The sequence below is a fragment of the Mesorhizobium sp. M0808 genome (genome assembly GCF_040320025.1).
Classification (GTDB): domain Bacteria; phylum Pseudomonadota; class Alphaproteobacteria; order Rhizobiales; family Rhizobiaceae; genus Mesorhizobium.
Genome location: NZ_JAMYOX010000002.1, coordinates 302,557 through 317,932, shown reverse-complemented (window position 1 = coordinate 317,932; position 15,376 = coordinate 302,557). Strand labels below are relative to the sequence as shown.

The following is a 15,376-nucleotide window of genomic DNA, read 5'->3' as shown; positions in this document are numbered from 1 at the left end:
TCGGCGGCGTCTATAGCGCGTTTTCGCGGCGCTGGGTATGGGGCGGACGGACGCGTTCTCCGCAGCCGTGGAACGGGACGATCGTCTCATGCCCGCGGCCGGTGCAGTTTGGGCCTGGCCACGAAAAATCGAAATCAGCCCTTGACCTTCCAGTTACTGGAAGCACTACCTCCGCCGCAACACCGAACTACGGGGGCTTTCGGCATGACGCATTCCGATCACCATCATCACGCCCATGGCAGCTGCTGCTCGGCAAAAGGCGTCTCCTCTGCTGCGGACGCCGTCGTCCGCGATCCGGTCTGCGGCATGACCGTCGATCCGGCTGCCGGCAAGCCAACGGCCGAGCATGACGGCCATCGCTATCATTTCTGCAGCGAGAGCTGCCGCGCGAAATTCGTCGCCGAGCCGGAAAAATACCTGACCGCAACCGATCCCGTCTGCGGCATGAGCGTCGATCGCGCCACGGCCAAGCACTTTTTGCGGCACGAGGGCCGGGGCTTCTATTTCTGCTCGGCCGGCTGCAAGGCGAAGTTCGAAGCCGGGCCGGCAAAATATCTCGGCGACAGGCCGGCGCCGCAGCCGATGCCCAAGGGCACGCAATACACCTGCCCGATGCATCCGGAAATCATCCGCGACAAGCCCGGCTCCTGCCCGATCTGCGGCATGGCGCTCGAACCGATGGGCGTGCCGACCGGCGACGAGGGACCTAACCCCGAACTGGTCGACTTCACCAGGCGCTTTTGGGTGAGCGCGGTGCTGTCCGTGCCGTTGCTGCTCATCGCCATGGCGCCGATGCTCGGCCTGACGTTTCAGGCCTTCATCGACGACCGCGCGAAGGTCTGGCTGGAGCTGGCGCTGGCCAGCCCGGTGGTGCTGTGGGCGGCATTCCCGTTCTTCCATCGCGGCTGGAACTCGGTCCTCAACCGCAGCCCCAATATGTGGACGCTGATTTCGCTCGGCGTCGGTGCCGCCTATCTCTACAGCGTCGTCGCCACGCTGTTTCCAGGCCTCTTTCCGCACCAGTTCCGCGGCCATGACGGCACCGTGCCGGTCTATTTCGAGGCGGCGGCGGTGATCGTTGCGCTGGTGTTCCTCGGCCAGGTGCTGGAATTGCGCGCCCGCGAGAAAACCGGGTCGGCGATCCGTGCGCTGCTCGACCTGGCGCCGAAGACGGCGCGGCTGATCGGCGCGGACGGTTCCGAAAACGACGTGCCGCTCGATACGGTCAAGGCCGGCGACCGCCTGCGCATCCGCCCCGGTGACGCCGTGCCGGTCGACGGCATTGTGCTCGAAGGACGCTCTTCCATCGATGAATCGATGATCACAGGCGAGCCGCTGCCGGTCGAGAAGACCGAAGGCGACAACCTCACCGGCGGCACGCTGAACAGGAACGGTTCGCTGATCATGCGCGCCGAAAGGATCGGTGCCGAGACGACGCTGGCGCGCATCGTCGAGCTGGTCGCCAAGGCGCAGCGTTCGCGCGCGCCGATCCAGGGGTTGGCCGACCGCGTCTCGTTCTACTTCGTCCCGGCCGTCGTGCTGGTCGCAATCATAGCGTTCGTCGCCTGGGCGATCGTCGGACCGGAACCCAGCCTGGTGTTTGCCATCGTCTCGGCGGTCTCGGTGCTGATCATCGCCTGTCCGTGTGCGCTCGGCCTTGCCACGCCAATGTCGATCATGACCGCCACCGGGCGCGGCGCGCATGCCGGCGTGCTGATCAAGGAAGCGGCGGCGCTCGAACGCTTTGCCTCGGTCGACACGCTGATCGTCGACAAGACGGGAACGCTGACCGAAGGCCGGCCGCGGCTGACCGACGTCATCGCCGTCGAAGGCATGGCGCAAGACGATCTGCTGGCGCTCGCCGCCGGGCTGGAAAAAGGCTCGGAGCATTCGCTGGCCGAGGCGATCGTCGACGGCGCCCGCGAACGGGGCGTGAAGGTCCCCGACGCGAGCGGTTTCGAGGCCGTCACCGGCAAGGGCGTTTCCGGCACGGTCTCGGGGCAGAAGGTGGCGCTCGGCAATGCCGCGATGATGGCCGATCTCGGCATCGACACGGCTTCGGTCCTGGCCAGCGCCGAGGCGCTGCAGGCCGACGGCAAGACCGCGATGTTCGTTGCTGTCGGCAACCGGCTCGCCGGCCTCGTCGCCGTCGCCGACCCGATCAAGGCGACCACCGCCGAGGCGATCAAGGCACTGCATGACAGCGGGCTGAAGATCGTCATGGCGACCGGCGACAACGAGCGTACTGCCAAGGCCATCGCAGCCAAGCTTGGCATCGACGCGGTGCGTCCCGGGCTCTTGCCCGAACAGAAGAACGCGCTGGTCGAGGAATTGCGCGCCGGCGGTGCCGGCGTTGCCATGGCCGGCGACGGCGTCAACGATGCGCCCGCACTTGCCGCCGCCGATGTCGGCATCGCGATGGGCACCGGCGCCGATGTTGCGGTCGAAAGTGCGGGAATTACGCTGGTCAAGGGCGATCTCAACGGCATCGTCAGGGCGAGGACGCTCGCCCGCGCGACGATCCGCAACATCCGCCAGAACCTGTTTTTCGCTTTCCTCTACAATGTGCTCGGCGTGCCGGTTGCTGCCGGCGTGCTTTATCCGCTCACCGGCACGCTGCTGTCGCCGATGCTCGCGGCGGCGGCGATGAGCCTGTCTTCGGTTTCGGTGATCGCCAACGCATTGCGGCTCAGGACGTTGAAACTCTGAGTAAAACTTCCAGATAGACCCTGTTCAAAAAAAGGAGACGATGAATGACCTTGGCCAAGAAGATCGTGCTGCTGATGATGGCGGCGGGAATGCTGCTTGCCGTTTTCCTCGAAAGTGTTCCGGCACAAGCCGAGGAGATGAAGCACGACATGGGCGCAATGGGCGCGCAGAGCCCCTCGAGCGAGGGCTACAAGGCGGCGATGGACAAGATGCATACCGACATGATGGCAATCGAATATTCCGGCAATGCCGATGTCGATTTCGCCCGCGGCATGATCCCGCATCACCAGGCGGCCATCGACATGGCCAAGATCGAGCTCGCCAATGGCAAGGATCCGGAAATCCGCAAGCTGGCGGAAGCGGTGATCGCCGCGCAGCAAGCCGAGATCAAGCAGATGCAGGACTGGCTTGCCTCCCATCCGGCGAAGTAGGCGTCACGCTGTCGAGGAATCCGGGCGAGAGGCTTCACCTGGATTTCTGCTTCGCCTGGATTTCCCTTGGCGGCTATGGTGCTATCCGGGCCTCGGACTGGAGCATGCCATGCCATCGACGATAAGAACGACCTCCCTGCCCTGCGGCGAAGCTGTGCCGGTGCTCGGCCAGGGCACCTGGAAGATGGGCGAAGACGCTCGCCGCCGTGGCGACGAGGCCAATGCCCTGAAGCTCGGGCTGGATCTCGGCATGACGCTGATCGACACCGCCGAAATGTATGCCAGCGGCGGCGCCGAGGAGGTGGTGGCGGAGGCCATCGCCGGGCGCCGCGACGAGGTTTTCCTGGTCTCCAAGGTGCTGCCGTCCAATGCCTCACGCGCCGGCGTGAAACGGGCCTGCGAGAACAGCCTGAGGCATCTCGCCACCGACCGCATTGATCTCTATCTCTTGCATTGGCCGGGCAGCGTGCCTTTGATGGAAACGGTAGAGGCGTTCGAAGCGTTGAAGGCGGCCGGCAAGATCCGCCATTGGGGCGTCAGCAATTTCGATACCGGCGAGATGGAGGAGCTGGTCCGGTTGCCGGCCGGCGGCAACGTCCAGACCAACCAGGTGCTCTACAATCTGTCGCAGCGCGGCGTCGAGTTCGACCTCGCCCCGTGGAGCCGGCAACGCGGCATGCCGCTGATGGCCTATTCGCCGGTCGATCAGGGGGTATTGGCGCGCAACGCCAGGTTAGATGCCATCGCCGCCCGCCACGGTGCGACGCCGGCGCAGATCGCACTTGCATGGGTGATGGCGCAGGAGGGCGTCATCGCCATTCCGAAGGCCAGCCGCCCGGAGCATATCCGGCAGAATGTCGCGGCGTTGGAGATTGAGCTCACGAGCGAAGATTTCGCCGAAATTGACCGCGCCTTCCCACCGCCGAGGCGGAAGTCGGGCCTGGCGATGATTTGAGGGGTGGGGCGGAAGGCAAGCCAAAGCAGCGTTCCGTCACACCCCCTCTGTCCGGCAGGACAGAGGGGGGTGCCGTAGAGCGCTATCGGACGAGCACTACTTCCCAGCCATCCCCTTCAGCCGGTACAGCGCCTCCAGCGCTTCCCTTGGCGTCATCTCGTCGGGATTGATCTCCGCTAGCGCCAAACCCAGCCCATCACTCTTCACCGGCTTCGACGCCTCCCGCTTCGCTGCCACGGAAAACAGCGGCAGGTCGTCGACCAGACGGTTGGCCTTGCCCGAGACCTCGCCTGCTTCAAGCTGGTGCAGCACTTCCTTGGCCCGGCAGACGACGGCCTCTGGCAGGCCGGCCAGCCGCGCTACTTGGACGCCGTAGGAACGGTCGGCCGCACCCTTGCCGACCTCGTGCAGGAAGACCACGTCGCCCTCCCATTCCTTGACCCGCATGGTGACGTTGGAGAGCCGCGGCAATTTTCCGGCCAGCGCCGTCATCTCGTGGAAATGCGTGGCGAAGATCGCCCGGCAGCGGTTTTTCTCGTGCAAATATTCGACCGCCGCCCAGGCAATCGACAGGCCGTCGAAAGTGGCGGTGCCGCGGCCGATCTCGTCGAGGATGACCAGTGCGCGTTCGCCTGCCTGGTTGAGGATCGCCGCCGTCTCGACCATCTCGACCATGAAGGTGGAGCGGCCGCGCGCCAGATCGTCGGAGGCGCCGACCCGCGAAAACAGCCGGTCGACGACGCCGATATGGGCTGATGCCGCCGGCACGAAGGAGCCGGTCTGGGCGAGGATGGCGATCAGCGCGTTTTGCCTGAGGAAGGTCGATTTGCCGCCCATATTGGGGCCGGTCAGCAGCCAGATCGCGCCGGCCTTGGCATCGCCTTGCGGCGACAGATCGCAATCATTGGCGACGAACGGGCCTTCGCCGGAACGCCGCAGCGCCTGTTCGACCACCGGATGACGTCCACCCGAAATCTCGAAGGCAAGGCTCGCATCGACCAGCGGCCGGCACCAGGCCTCGCTCTCGGAAAGCAAGGCAAGTGCGGCCGAAACGTCGAGCACAGCGAGCGCTTCGGCGCCGGCACGGATCGTGTCGGCCTGGCCGACCACTTCCGCCGTCAGCGCCTCGAAAGCGGCAAGCTCGATCGCCAGCGCCCGGTCGGCGGCGTTGGCGATCTTGGTTTCCAGTTCGGCGAGTTCCGTGGTGGTGAAGCGCATGGCGTTGGCCATGGTCTGGCGATGGATGAAGCGCGCCTTGGCGCCGTCGCTGCCGGTCATCAGCGCATGGTGGTTAGCGGTGACTTCGATATAATAGCCCAGCACATTGTTGTGCCTGATCTTCAGCGAGCGGATGCCGGTCTCGTCGATCAGCGAACGCTCCAGCCCGGCGATCACCTTTCGCGACTCGTCGCGCAGTGCCCGCATCTCGTCGAGTTCGGCGTGGTAGCCGCCGCGGACGAAGCCGCCGTCGCGCCTGAGCAACGGCAGCTCGTCGCTGAGCGCCTGTGCCAGATGCGTCGCCAGTTCACTGGGCAGTGCCTTGATAGCTCCCAACGCCGCGGCCAGTTCGCCCGGCAAGGCGGTTTGGCCGAACAGTTCGGCGATGGCGCCGGCCGCTTCGAAACCGGCGCGCAGCGCGCCGAGGTCGCGCGGACCGCCGCGGTTGAGCGCCAGCCTGGACAGTGCCCGCGGCATGTCGGCGACGCTCTTCAGGCTTGCCCGCACCGCCTGGCAGAGGCGCGTTTCGGAGCGGAAGAACGACACCGAGTCCAGCCTTGCGGCGATGGCCGCCGGGTCGGTCAGCGGCGCCATCAAGCGGTCGGCGAGCAGCCTTGCGCCGCCGCCGGTCACCGTGCGGTCGATCGCCTTGAACAGCGACCCGTCGCGGCTGCCGGACAGCGTGCGCAGCAGCTCCAGATTGGCGCGCGTCGCCGGGTCGATGAACAGCGTCGAACCCTGCTCCTCGCGCTGCGGCCGCGACAGCGGCGGCCGCTCGGCCTTCTGCGTCTTCTCGACATAGGCGATGACGCCTGAGATCGCCGACAGTTCGGCGCGCGAAAACGTGCCGAAACTATCCGGCGTTGCCACCTCGAAAAAGCGGGCGATGCGGCCGGCGGCCGAAGCCGAATCGAACAGCGACGGCGGCTGCGGGCTGGCGACGCGGCCGAGCACGTCGAACACCGGTTTCAGCTCCGGGTCGTAAAACACCGGTTCGGCGACGATCAGCTCGCGCGGATCGACGCGGAAGACATCGGCGAGCAGCCGGTCGGCGGTTGTCTCGGCGACGCGGAAGACACCGGTCGAGATCTCGATCCAGGCTAGGGCGAAACTTCCTTGGTTCCCTGTCGCGCTTCCGCGCTCCCCGCCTCTTGTATCGCTGCTGCCGCCCTTGACCCGTCCGAGCGCCATCAGAAAACTCGATTCCGACGGCGCCAGCAATTTGTCTTCGGTGATGGTGCCGGGCGTTACCAGCCGCACCACGTCGCGGCGCACCACCGATTTGCCGCCGCGCTTCTTCGCCTCCGCCGGATCCTCGATCTGCTCGCAGACAGCGACGCGGAACCCCTGGCCGATCAGCTTCTGCAGATAATCGTCGGCGGCATGCACCGGTACGCCGCACATCGGGATGTCGAGCCCCTGGTGCCTGCCGCGCTTGGTCAGCACGATGCCGAGCGCCCGGCTTGCCTTCTCGGCATCGTCGAAGAACAGTTCGTAGAAATCGCCCATGCGGTAGAACAGCAGCGAATCCGGGTTCGCCGCCTTGATCTCGATATACTGCTCCATCATCGGCGTCGCCGGCGCGAAGGCCGGCGTGGCGTTGTCGCTTCGAATGGGCGTCTCGTCGTTCAAGAAGCTGCTTCCAAAATTTTGCAAGCCATGCTTGGCGGTTTACAGCGGCGAAGTGTAGCCTTAATCCCGAACCTTCCACAAAAGAAAGCATGCGCACCCATCTCAAGCGGTGCGGTACGGGCGAGGAAACCAAAAGTACCATGGCCAAGAAAACCGAAAGCAACGGGCCCTCCGTCAGCGCCCAGGAGGCGTTGGAATTCCACGCCATGGGCCGTCCGGGCAAGCTGGAGATCGTCGCCACAAAACCGATGGCGACGCAGCGCGATCTCAGCCTTGCCTATTCGCCGGGCGTCGCGGTTCCGGTTCTGGCCATCGCCGAGGACCCGAGCCGCGCCTTCGACTACACGGTTCGCGGCAACATGGTCGCCGTCATCTCCAACGGCACCGCTATCCTCGGCCTCGGCAATCTCGGCGCGCTGGCCTCGAAGCCGGTGATGGAAGGCAAGGCGGTGCTGTTCAAGCGCTTCGCCGATGTCGATTCCATCGACCTCGAGGTCGATACCGAGGATGCCGACGAATTCATCAACTGCGTGCGCTTTCTCGGCCCCTCCTTCGGCGGCATCAACCTCGAGGACATCAAGGCGCCGGAGTGCTTCATCATCGAGCAGCGGCTGCGCGAGCTGATGGACATCCCGGTCTTCCATGACGACCAGCACGGCACCGCCATCATCTCGGCCGCCGGCCTGATCAACGCGCTGGAAATCACCGGCCGCGACATGAAGACCACGAAAATGGTCTGCAACGGCGCCGGTGCTGCCGGCATCGCCTGCATCGAATTGATGAAGGCGATGGGCTTTGCGCCAGAAAATATCATCCTGTGCGACACCAAGGGCGTCGTCTTCCAGGGCCGCACCGAAGGCATGAACCAGTGGAAATCGGCGCATGCCGTGAAAACCGGCGCGCGCTCGCTGGCCGAGGCGCTGGACGGCGCCGACGTGTTCCTCGGCCTCTCGGCCAAGGGCACGCTGACCACCAGGATGGTGCAGTCCATGGCCAAGAACCCGATCATCTTCGCCATGGCCAATCCCGACCCCGAGATCACGCCTGAGGAGGTCGCCGAGATCCGCACCGACGCCATCATGGCGACGGGACGGTCCGACTATCCCAACCAGGTCAACAACGTGCTTGGCTTCCCCTACATCTTCCGCGGCGCGCTCGATGTGCGGGCGACCACCATCAACGACGACATGAAGATCGCCGCGGCCAAAGCGCTCGCCGAACTGGCGCGCCAGGACGTGCCCGACGACGTCGCCGCCGCCTACCAGGGCATGCGGCCGAAATTCGGCCCCAACTACATCATCCCGGTGCCGTTCGACCCGCGCCTGATCTCGGCCATTCCGATTGCGGTGGCCAAAGCGGCGATGGACTCCGGCGTCGCGCGCAAGCCGATCCTCGATCTCGACCGCTACGCGCAGGAGCTTTCCGCCCGCCGCGACCCGATCGCCTCGACGCTGCAGCGCATCTACGACCGCGTCCGCCGCCAGCCCAAGCGCATCGTCTTTGCCGAGGGCGAGGAGGAGCAGGTGATGCGCGCCGCCGTCTCCTATGTGAACCAGCGGCTCGGCACCGCCATCCTGCTCGGCCGCGACGACATCATCAAGGAAAACGCCAGGAATGCCGGCATCGATCTCGGCAAGCAAGGCATCGAGATCATCAATGCGCGGCTGTCGCGGCGCAACTCGGTCTACACCGACTATCTCTACGAGCGCATGCAGCGCAAAGGCTTTCTGTTCCGCGACTGCCAGCGGCTGATCAACAACGACCGCAACCATTTCGCCGCCTGCATGGTGGCGCTGGGCGATGCCGACGGCATCGTCACCGGCGTTACCCGTAACTATTCGACGGCGCTCGATGACATCCGCCGCGTCATCGACGCAAGGCCCGGCCATTGCGTCATCGGCGTGTCGATCGTGCTCGCGCGCGGTCGCACCGTCCTCGTTGCCGACACCGCGGTGCACGACATGCCGGATGCCGTCGAGATCGCCGACATCGCCGAGGAAGCCGCCGGCTTCGCCCGCCGCATGGGCTACGAGCCGAGGCTCGCCATGCTCGCCTATTCGACCTTCGGCCATCCGCAGGGCGAGCGCTCCGAGCGCGTCCAGGAAGCGGTGCGCATCCTCGACAAGCGCCGCGTCGATTTCGAGTATGACGGCGAAATGGCCGCCGACGTGGCGCTCAACGCCCGCGCCATGACGCAGTATCCGTTCATCAGGCTGACCGGCCCCGCCAATGTGCTGATCATGCCGGCCTTCCACTCGGCCTCGATCTCGACCAAGATGCTGCAGGAGCTCGGCGGCTCGACCGTCATCGGCCCGCTGCTGGTCGGCCTGAACAAGCCGGTTCAGATTGTCTCGCTCAACGCCAAGGATTCAGACATCGTCAACATGGGTGCGATTGCGGCGTATAGCGCGGGGGCTTGAGGAGCGCGTAGCGGCAGCACCTCTTTCCTTCTCCCCCTGTGGGAGAAGGTGGCCGAGCGAAGCTCGGTCGGATGAGGGGTGCTCCAGCTTGGCACCGGCAGCACTCCGTCCAGCACCCCTCAACCGTCTCGGCGCTGCGCGCCGATCCACCTTCTCCCACAGGGGGAGAAGGAAGAGATGCCGCTACAGCAGCCCGGCCTGCTCGGCCTCTCTGCGCAAATTCTGCCGTGGCCTTGGGCCTATCTGCTGGATGACCAGCCCGGCCGCCAGCGAGCCGAGATCGCCGCACTGCTTCAGGCTGCGGCCTTGCGTGTAGCCATAGAGGAAGCCGGCGGCGTAGAGGTCGCCGGCGCCGGTGGTGTCGACCAGCTCGCGGATCCTGGTCGCATTGATGGTCACGGTCTCGTCGCCGCGCACGATCACCGAGCCCTTTTCCGAGCGGGTGACGGCGGCGATCTTGCAGTCCTTGCGGATCCGCGCCAGCGCTTCGTCAAATGACGCGGTCTGGTAGAGCGACTTGATCTCGTGGCTGTTGGCAAAGACGATGTCGACGGTGCCGGAGCGCATGAGATCGAGGAACTCGTCGCGGTAGCGGTCGACGCAGAACGAGTCCGACAATGTCATCGACACTTCGCGCCCGGCGGTATGGGCGAGCTTCGCCGTCTGCCGGATCGCCTCCTTGGCGCGCGGCGGGTCCCACAGATAGCCCTCGAAATAAGTGACGGCGGCGCCCGACGCCTTGTCGGCCTCGACGTCCTCCGGGCCGAGTTCGACGCAGGCGCCGAGATAGGTGTTCATCGAGCGCTCGCCGTCCGGCGTGACGAAGATCATCGAGCGCGCCGTCGGTGGCTCGCCGCTGAGCGGCCTGGTGTCGAAGGCGACGCCCTGGGCATGGATGTCGTGCGCGTAGATTTCGCCGAGCGCGTCGTTCGAGACCTTGCCGAAGAAGGCGGCGCGGCCGCCGAAGCTGGCAACGCCCGCCGCCGTGTTGCCGGCGCTGCCGCCCGAGGCTTCAATGGCCGGGCCCATGCGGCTGTAGAGCAGTTCGGCGCGCCTCGTGTCGATCAAATTCATCGCGCCCTTGATGATGCCGTTCGTCTCCAGGAACGCCTCGTCGCACTGGGCGATGATGTCGACGATGGCATTCCCGATACAAAGCACGTCATAGTCCGGCATCAATTCATGTCTCCGCCAAAAACCCACCGGCTTTCTGCCACGCCGGGCGCGGGCGGGTCTAGCGGTTTGATGCGGCTTTGCCTAGGCCGCGAGTTATAAATCCGGGCAGAACGCAGATGCTTCGTATCGCGCGGTTTGCGCTTGTCTCGCGACCTGTCTCCGCCTATCCCGAAATATCGCCCATGGGCCTCGTTTGACATGGAATTGGAAACGCCGTGATCCTCGACGCCGCCCGTGCCGCCTTGAGCCGGCTGTTCTCGCCCGAATTCCGTTCTGTGTTCCTGAAGACGCTGGGGCTGACCTTGCTGGCGCTGGCGGCGCTTTGGTTCGGGATCAAGAGCTTGTTCGAATGGCTGGCCTGGCCGTGGATCGATGCATGGCTCCCCGCCCTACCCTCCTGGGCCGGATGGCTGGGCGCCGTCGTCGCCGGCATCGGCCTTGCGCTGGGCTTGGCGCTGCTCATCGCGCCGGTGACGGCGATCATCGCCGGCCTGTTCCTCGACGACGTCGCCGAAGTGGTCGAGCGCACGGATTATCCAAACGACCCGCCCGGCCGCGCCGTGCCGGCGTTGCGCTCGCTGGTGCTGGCGATCCGATTTTTCGGCGTCGTTATCCTCGGCAACATCGTCGCCCTGCTGCTGCTCTTGGTGCCGGGCGTGAACATCGCCGCTTTCTTCATCGTCAATGGGTATCTGCTCGGACGCGAGTTCTTCGAATTCGCCGCCATGCGCTTTCGCCCGGAGGCCGAGGCCAAGGCGCTGCGCAGAAAGCACTCCATCACCGTGTTCCTGGCCGGGCTGGTGGTCGCCGCTTTCCTCGCCGTGCCGCTACTCAATCTTCTGACGCCGCTGTTCGCCGCCGTCATGATAGTGCACCTGCACAAGGCGATCTCGGCACGGGAGGGGAGCTATCTCAGCAGAAAACCCCTGCCCAGTTCGTCGTCGTCCTCGACGATGAATTCGGCCCGCCCTGAGTAATAGGCGCGGCCGCCGACGCGGGCGATGATGGCGTCATGCGGCCCGGCTGTGGCCGTGCGTACGACGGCGCCGGAAAAGCGCGAGCCGGCGATGCTCTCGAACAGCCGCGTCCGGCCAATCTCGATTTGGCCCTTGGCGTGCATGGCCGCCAGCCGCGCGGTGACGCCGGAGCCGGTCGGCGAACGGTCGACCTCCGCCTCGGCGAAAACGCAGATGTTTTTGGTCGGCGTATCGGAGAACGCATCCTGTCCGTCGGTCAGGATGGTGCCGTAGAGAAAGGCGAGATCGGCATGGTCGGGATGCGACAGCGGCAATTCGGCCTTGAGCTTATTGGTCAGCGCGGTCGCTGCATCGACGAAATCGCGCACCCGGTTCTGGCCGAATTCCAGCCCGAACTGGCGGCAGTCGGCCAGTGCATAGAAGGCGCCGCCATAGGCGATGTCGAAGCCGACCGGACCATAGCCCGGCAGCTCGATCCGCTGGTTGCCGGCGAACAGAAACGCCGGCACGCTTTCGAAGGACACCGCGCCGGCCTTGCCGTCCCTTACCTCGACCGCAGCCGAAATCAGCCCGCATGGCGCCTCGATATTGACGGTCGTCATCGGCTCGCGTGGCGCCACCAGCCGCTCGTCGACGGCGTAGCGGCCGAGCGCGACGATGGCGTGGCCGCACATCGTCGAATAGCCCTCATTGTGCATGAACAGCACCGCGAGGTCGGCGCCCGGCAGGTCGGGCTCCACCAGCAGCGCGCCATACATGTCGTAATGGCCGCGCGGCTCGAACATCAGGATCTTTCTGAGATGATCGAGATGGTCGCGCACATAGGCACGCTTTTCGAGGATCGTGCCCTTGGGAATGTCGGGGTAGCCGCCGGTGACGATCCGCAGCGGCTCGCCGCCGGTGTGCATGTCGACGACGGTGAGCGTCATTCGCCGGGCCCCGCCTAGGCGGAAGATTTGGCAAACAGCGCCTGCAGCTTGCCGAACGGCATGGCGGCGCGGGTGAAGCCGAAGGTGCCATCCTGCTGGATCTCGCGCGCCGCGGTCTCCAGCATGCCGAAAGCAAAATTGGTCAGCCATGGGCCGAGCGAGATGCGCTTTACCCCAGCCATGGCAAGATCGGCGATGGTGAAGCCGGGCCTAGCCATGACGTTCACGGGCTTGGTCAGCGCCGAGCAGACGGTTCGCACCATCTCGATGTCGCCCAGGCCCGGTGCATAGAGCACGTCGGCACCGGCTTTCTCGAAGGCCTGCAGCCGCTTGATCGTGTCGTCGAGATCGGGCTTGCCCCACAGGAAATTCTCGGCCCGCGCGGTGAAGACGAAATCGCGTTTCAGTGCCCGTGCCGCTTCCGCCGCCGCCGCGACGCGATCGACGGCATGCGAAAAATCATAGATCGGCTTGGCGGGCTCGCCGGTATGGTCCTCGATCGAGCAGCCGGCGAGGCCAGCCGCCTCGGCGGCGAAGATGGTCTCGCCGGCACTTGTCGCGCTGTCGCCCTTGCCCTTTTCGAGGTCCGCCGAAACCGGCAGCCCGGTCGCCGCTGACACTTCACGGCAATGATGGATCATCGCCTCGAACGTCACCGCGCCGTCCGGCAGGCCGCGCGAAAAGGCAAAGCCGGCGCTGGTCGTGGCCAGCGCCTTGAAGCCGAACGAGGCCAAGAGCTTGGTCGTGCCGACGTCCCATGAATTGGCCATAACGAAGATCGATGTATGCAGGTCGCGAAAAATCTTGCCCTTGTCCATGGATGCTCCCCTCCAGTGCAGAATGTGAGGCAAATTCTAGCCCGGCGGAACGCGCCGGGCAAACAAATGCGGTTGGCTCAGAAGCGTTTGGCGTTCTCTCCTGCCAATCGGTCCAGCGCATCGGAATCCTTGACGTAACGCGAAGCGTTTTTGTCCCAATGATAGGTGACGGAAATGTCGCGCGAAGACGCCTCTGGCGGCGGCTGGCCGTCGCAGCTTTCATCGCCCGGCACTGTCGCGTCGGTCACCGTAACCTTGATGGCTGCATAGGGCTGGCCGTCGGCAATCGCCTGGAAGGCCGCATTCTGCGTCCTTCGGTTGGTGCAGAGGTTTTCGTCGAACGTATAGATCATGTCGATCAGCTCGAACCTGTCGTTGCGGACCATGACCAGCGGCGCGATCACATAGCCCTGGCTCGAATTGAAATGCGTGCTCGTGGTGATGATGACGTCATCGCCGGGCCCGATCGACAGCTTGCCCGGATCGCGAAAGTAGGTGCTGCGGTCGACGGCAACATTGACCGCGTCGAGCAAGGCCGGCTTGCCGGTGATGTCGTAGAGTGCCAGCACTGCATAACCCTCGGCGCTGTCAGGCGAGTCGCCGAGGTCGAGCAGCATCGCCAGCCGGTCCTTGCCGCCGGCCTTGATGTCGAGCACGTCGGCGCTGGAAAGACCCGACGTCGCCGGCGGCGAGCCGTCGTAGTCCGGTCCAGCGATGTGGCGCATCTCGATCGGCATCGAACCCCGGAAAAAGCCGGCCTTGTCCGCGGCCAGATCGGGAATGACCATCCTGGCGAGATCGAGATAGGTGACATCGCCGTGGCCGGGGACAGCGCTGCCGAGCTCCGGGAAGCTGACGGCCTCCGCGCTGGCCGTCGTCCAAAGACAGGGCAGCAGCAGGCAAGCAACGATGAAACGAAGCAGGGAGAAGGTCATGCGCGCGCGCTCGTTATGTCGGGCGCGCGCAAGCTATAGCATTTTGCGGCCAAGAGGAAACACTTGGCGTTGCCTCACTATGTTGGTTTGGCTTGGCTCGCCAGGGTCTGCTGGAAAACCGGCACCAGCTGATCCATGGCGGCTGCGAGCCACGTGCCGAGTTCGTCGGGCAGAGTATCGTGAATCCAGACCAGGCGGCTCCGGCCCTCGCCCTCGGCAAAGACCTGCATGGAGGTGTTATCGTGAGTGACCTCGTCGCCGAGCCATCCCCACACGATCCGCCGGCCCTGCTCGTCGCGGGCGATGAGCCGCTCTCGCACGATCTTGCCGTCGGCGAAAGTAAGGACCCGTACGTCGCCCTCATCCACCCGGCAATCGACGAAAACGCCTGGGGCTATCCGTTGGGCGCCGCCGGCGAAGTCGCCCACCGTCGCCCATACGCTTTCCGGTGAAGCATCTACGATGATTTCCCTGACTATCGAAGCCATGTTTCGCCTTCCCTTCGTTAACAGGTAGACCTGTCTGTCTACATATGGATGTATACAGACCTGTCTGCTATACGGTCAAGGCATGTCCGCAGCCCGAATCAACGATCGTCCCGAAAGTCTTGCGCGCCGCCGCATCCTCGAAACGGCGACCGCGCTGTTTTCTCTGGAGGGGGTCCGTGCAGTCGGCATCGACCGCATCATCGCCGAGGCCGGCGTTGCGAAGGCGACGTTCTATCATCACTTCGCGGCCAAGGACGACCTCGTCCGCGCCTATATCGAGGAGATCAGCAAGGGAGGACGGGCGGCAATCGCGAGCCTTGGCCGGCGGCCACCTCGCCTGATGATCCTTGCCGTATTCGATCTCATTGCCGATGCGGCGGATCAGCCGGGCTACCGCGGCTGCCCGTTCCAAAATGCCGCGGCCGAATACCCCGACCCGAGGAGCCCGGTTCGCGAGGCAATCGATAAGCATCGTCACTGGAAGTGGGGCATCCTCAGGGATCTGCTGATCGCTGACGCAAATCCCGATCCGGACCGCACCGCGGACGCGCTAACAGTGGCGGCCGACGGCCTGCTTGTCGTCAGTCATCTCGACAGGCCGGCCAATCTGCGCACTCTCATACGCGACACGGTCGACCGAGTACTTGGGGCGCCGCGCCCGGTCTGAGATCTGGCGCGCATGCAGCCT

The 15,376-nt window shown here is 65.1% G+C and carries 12 protein-coding genes; 6 read left to right on the top strand and 6 right to left on the bottom strand.

Annotated elements, in window-relative coordinates; all coding sequences use genetic code 11:
- Window positions 1–204 precede the first annotated feature (204 nt).
- From NKI25_RS04525 to NKI25_RS04515, 3 genes are all read left to right on the top strand, one after another.
- Window positions 205–2,709: a heavy metal translocating P-type ATPase gene (locus tag NKI25_RS04525; RefSeq protein WP_352998212.1), complete on the top strand. Its 2,505-nt coding sequence runs from the start codon at window positions 205–207 to the stop codon at window positions 2,707–2,709.
- A gap of 44 nt (window positions 2,710–2,753) precedes the next feature.
- Complete coding sequence (gene copM, locus NKI25_RS04520) at window positions 2,754–3,140, top strand: CopM family metallochaperone (protein WP_352826827.1); 387 nt, start codon at window positions 2,754–2,756, stop codon at window positions 3,138–3,140.
- Window positions 3,141–3,249: 109 nt separating this feature from the next.
- On the top strand, window positions 3,250–4,095 hold the full coding sequence (locus NKI25_RS04515; protein ID WP_352698234.1) for an aldo/keto reductase: 846 nt from the start codon (window positions 3,250–3,252) through the stop codon (window positions 4,093–4,095).
- Window positions 4,096–4,191: 96 nt separating this feature from the next.
- Here NKI25_RS04515 and mutS read toward each other — a convergent pair whose 3' ends face one another.
- Window positions 4,192–6,882, bottom strand: a complete 2,691-nt coding sequence (gene mutS / locus NKI25_RS04510) for a DNA mismatch repair protein MutS (protein WP_352826944.1) — start codon at window positions 6,880–6,882, stop codon at window positions 4,192–4,194.
- A gap of 203 nt (window positions 6,883–7,085) precedes the next feature.
- Between mutS and NKI25_RS04505 the strand changes: the two genes are divergently transcribed.
- On the top strand, window positions 7,086–9,365 hold the full coding sequence (locus tag NKI25_RS04505) for an NADP-dependent malic enzyme (RefSeq protein WP_352826825.1): 2,280 nt from the start codon (window positions 7,086–7,088) through the stop codon (window positions 9,363–9,365).
- A 183-nt stretch (window positions 9,366–9,548) separates the two neighbouring features.
- Here NKI25_RS04505 and NKI25_RS04500 read toward each other — a convergent pair whose 3' ends face one another.
- Window positions 9,549–10,541 carry an adenosine kinase gene (locus tag NKI25_RS04500; RefSeq protein ID WP_352826824.1) on the bottom strand — a complete coding sequence of 331 codons (993 nt, stop codon included), beginning with the start codon at window positions 10,539–10,541 and terminating at the stop codon, window positions 9,549–9,551.
- Between the two features lie 215 nt (window positions 10,542–10,756).
- Here NKI25_RS04500 and NKI25_RS04495 point away from each other — a divergent pair, with 215 nt between their 5' ends.
- Window positions 10,757–11,518, top strand: a complete 762-nt coding sequence (locus NKI25_RS04495; protein WP_352826823.1) for a sulfate transporter family protein — start codon at window positions 10,757–10,759, stop codon at window positions 11,516–11,518.
- Here the strand turns inward: NKI25_RS04495 and NKI25_RS04490 are convergent.
- From NKI25_RS04490 to NKI25_RS04475, 4 genes are all read right to left on the bottom strand, one after another.
- Window positions 11,449–12,447: a proline racemase family protein gene (locus NKI25_RS04490; protein ID WP_352698239.1), complete on the bottom strand. Its 999-nt coding sequence runs from the start codon at window positions 12,445–12,447 to the stop codon at window positions 11,449–11,451. The two genes, NKI25_RS04495 and NKI25_RS04490, sit on opposite strands and share 70 nt — an antisense overlap.
- Window positions 12,448–12,461: 14 nt before the next feature.
- Window positions 12,462–13,265, bottom strand: coding sequence for an isocitrate lyase/PEP mutase family protein (locus tag NKI25_RS04485; RefSeq protein WP_023676373.1), 804 nt, complete (start codon window positions 13,263–13,265; stop codon window positions 12,462–12,464).
- Between the two features lie 77 nt (window positions 13,266–13,342).
- A complete protein-coding gene (locus tag NKI25_RS04480; protein WP_352698240.1) occupies window positions 13,343–14,200 on the bottom strand; it encodes a hypothetical protein in 858 nt (285 codons plus the stop codon).
- A gap of 77 nt (window positions 14,201–14,277) precedes the next feature.
- Window positions 14,278–14,688 carry an SRPBCC family protein gene (locus tag NKI25_RS04475; RefSeq protein WP_352570218.1) on the bottom strand — a complete coding sequence of 137 codons (411 nt, stop codon included), beginning with the start codon at window positions 14,686–14,688 and terminating at the stop codon, window positions 14,278–14,280.
- An 82-nt stretch (window positions 14,689–14,770) separates the two neighbouring features.
- Here NKI25_RS04475 and NKI25_RS04470 point away from each other — a divergent pair, with 82 nt between their 5' ends.
- On the top strand, window positions 14,771–15,355 hold the full coding sequence (locus tag NKI25_RS04470) for a TetR/AcrR family transcriptional regulator (RefSeq protein ID WP_352698242.1): 585 nt from the start codon (window positions 14,771–14,773) through the stop codon (window positions 15,353–15,355).
- The last annotated feature ends 21 nt before the right edge of the window (window positions 15,356–15,376 follow it).

Excerpts from the sequence above, each read along its gene's own strand:
- NKI25_RS04505 (WP_352826825.1), top strand. The coding sequence starts at position 7,086 with ATGGCCAAGAAAACCGAAAGCAACGGGCCCTCCGTCAGCGCCCAGGAG.
- NKI25_RS04515 (WP_352698234.1), top strand. The coding sequence starts at position 3,250 with ATGCCATCGACGATAAGAACGACCTCCCTGCCCTGCGGCGAAGCTGTG.
- NKI25_RS04485 (WP_023676373.1), bottom strand. The coding sequence starts at position 13,265 with ATGGACAAGGGCAAGATTTTTCGCGACCTGCATACATCGATCTTCGTT.
- copM (WP_352826827.1), top strand. The coding sequence starts at position 2,754 with ATGACCTTGGCCAAGAAGATCGTGCTGCTGATGATGGCGGCGGGAATG.
- NKI25_RS04480 (WP_352698240.1), bottom strand. The coding sequence starts at position 14,200 with ATGACCTTCTCCCTGCTTCGTTTCATCGTTGCTTGCCTGCTGCTGCCC.
- NKI25_RS04490 (WP_352698239.1), bottom strand. The coding sequence starts at position 12,447 with ATGACGCTCACCGTCGTCGACATGCACACCGGCGGCGAGCCGCTGCGG.
- NKI25_RS04470 (WP_352698242.1), top strand. The coding sequence starts at position 14,771 with ATGTCCGCAGCCCGAATCAACGATCGTCCCGAAAGTCTTGCGCGCCGC.
- NKI25_RS04500 (WP_352826824.1), bottom strand. The coding sequence starts at position 10,541 with ATGCCGGACTATGACGTGCTTTGTATCGGGAATGCCATCGTCGACATC.
- NKI25_RS04525 (WP_352998212.1), top strand. The coding sequence starts at position 205 with ATGACGCATTCCGATCACCATCATCACGCCCATGGCAGCTGCTGCTCG.
- NKI25_RS04475 (WP_352570218.1), bottom strand. The coding sequence starts at position 14,688 with ATGGCTTCGATAGTCAGGGAAATCATCGTAGATGCTTCACCGGAAAGC.
- mutS (WP_352826944.1), bottom strand. The coding sequence starts at position 6,882 with ATGATGGAGCAGTATATCGAGATCAAGGCGGCGAACCCGGATTCGCTG.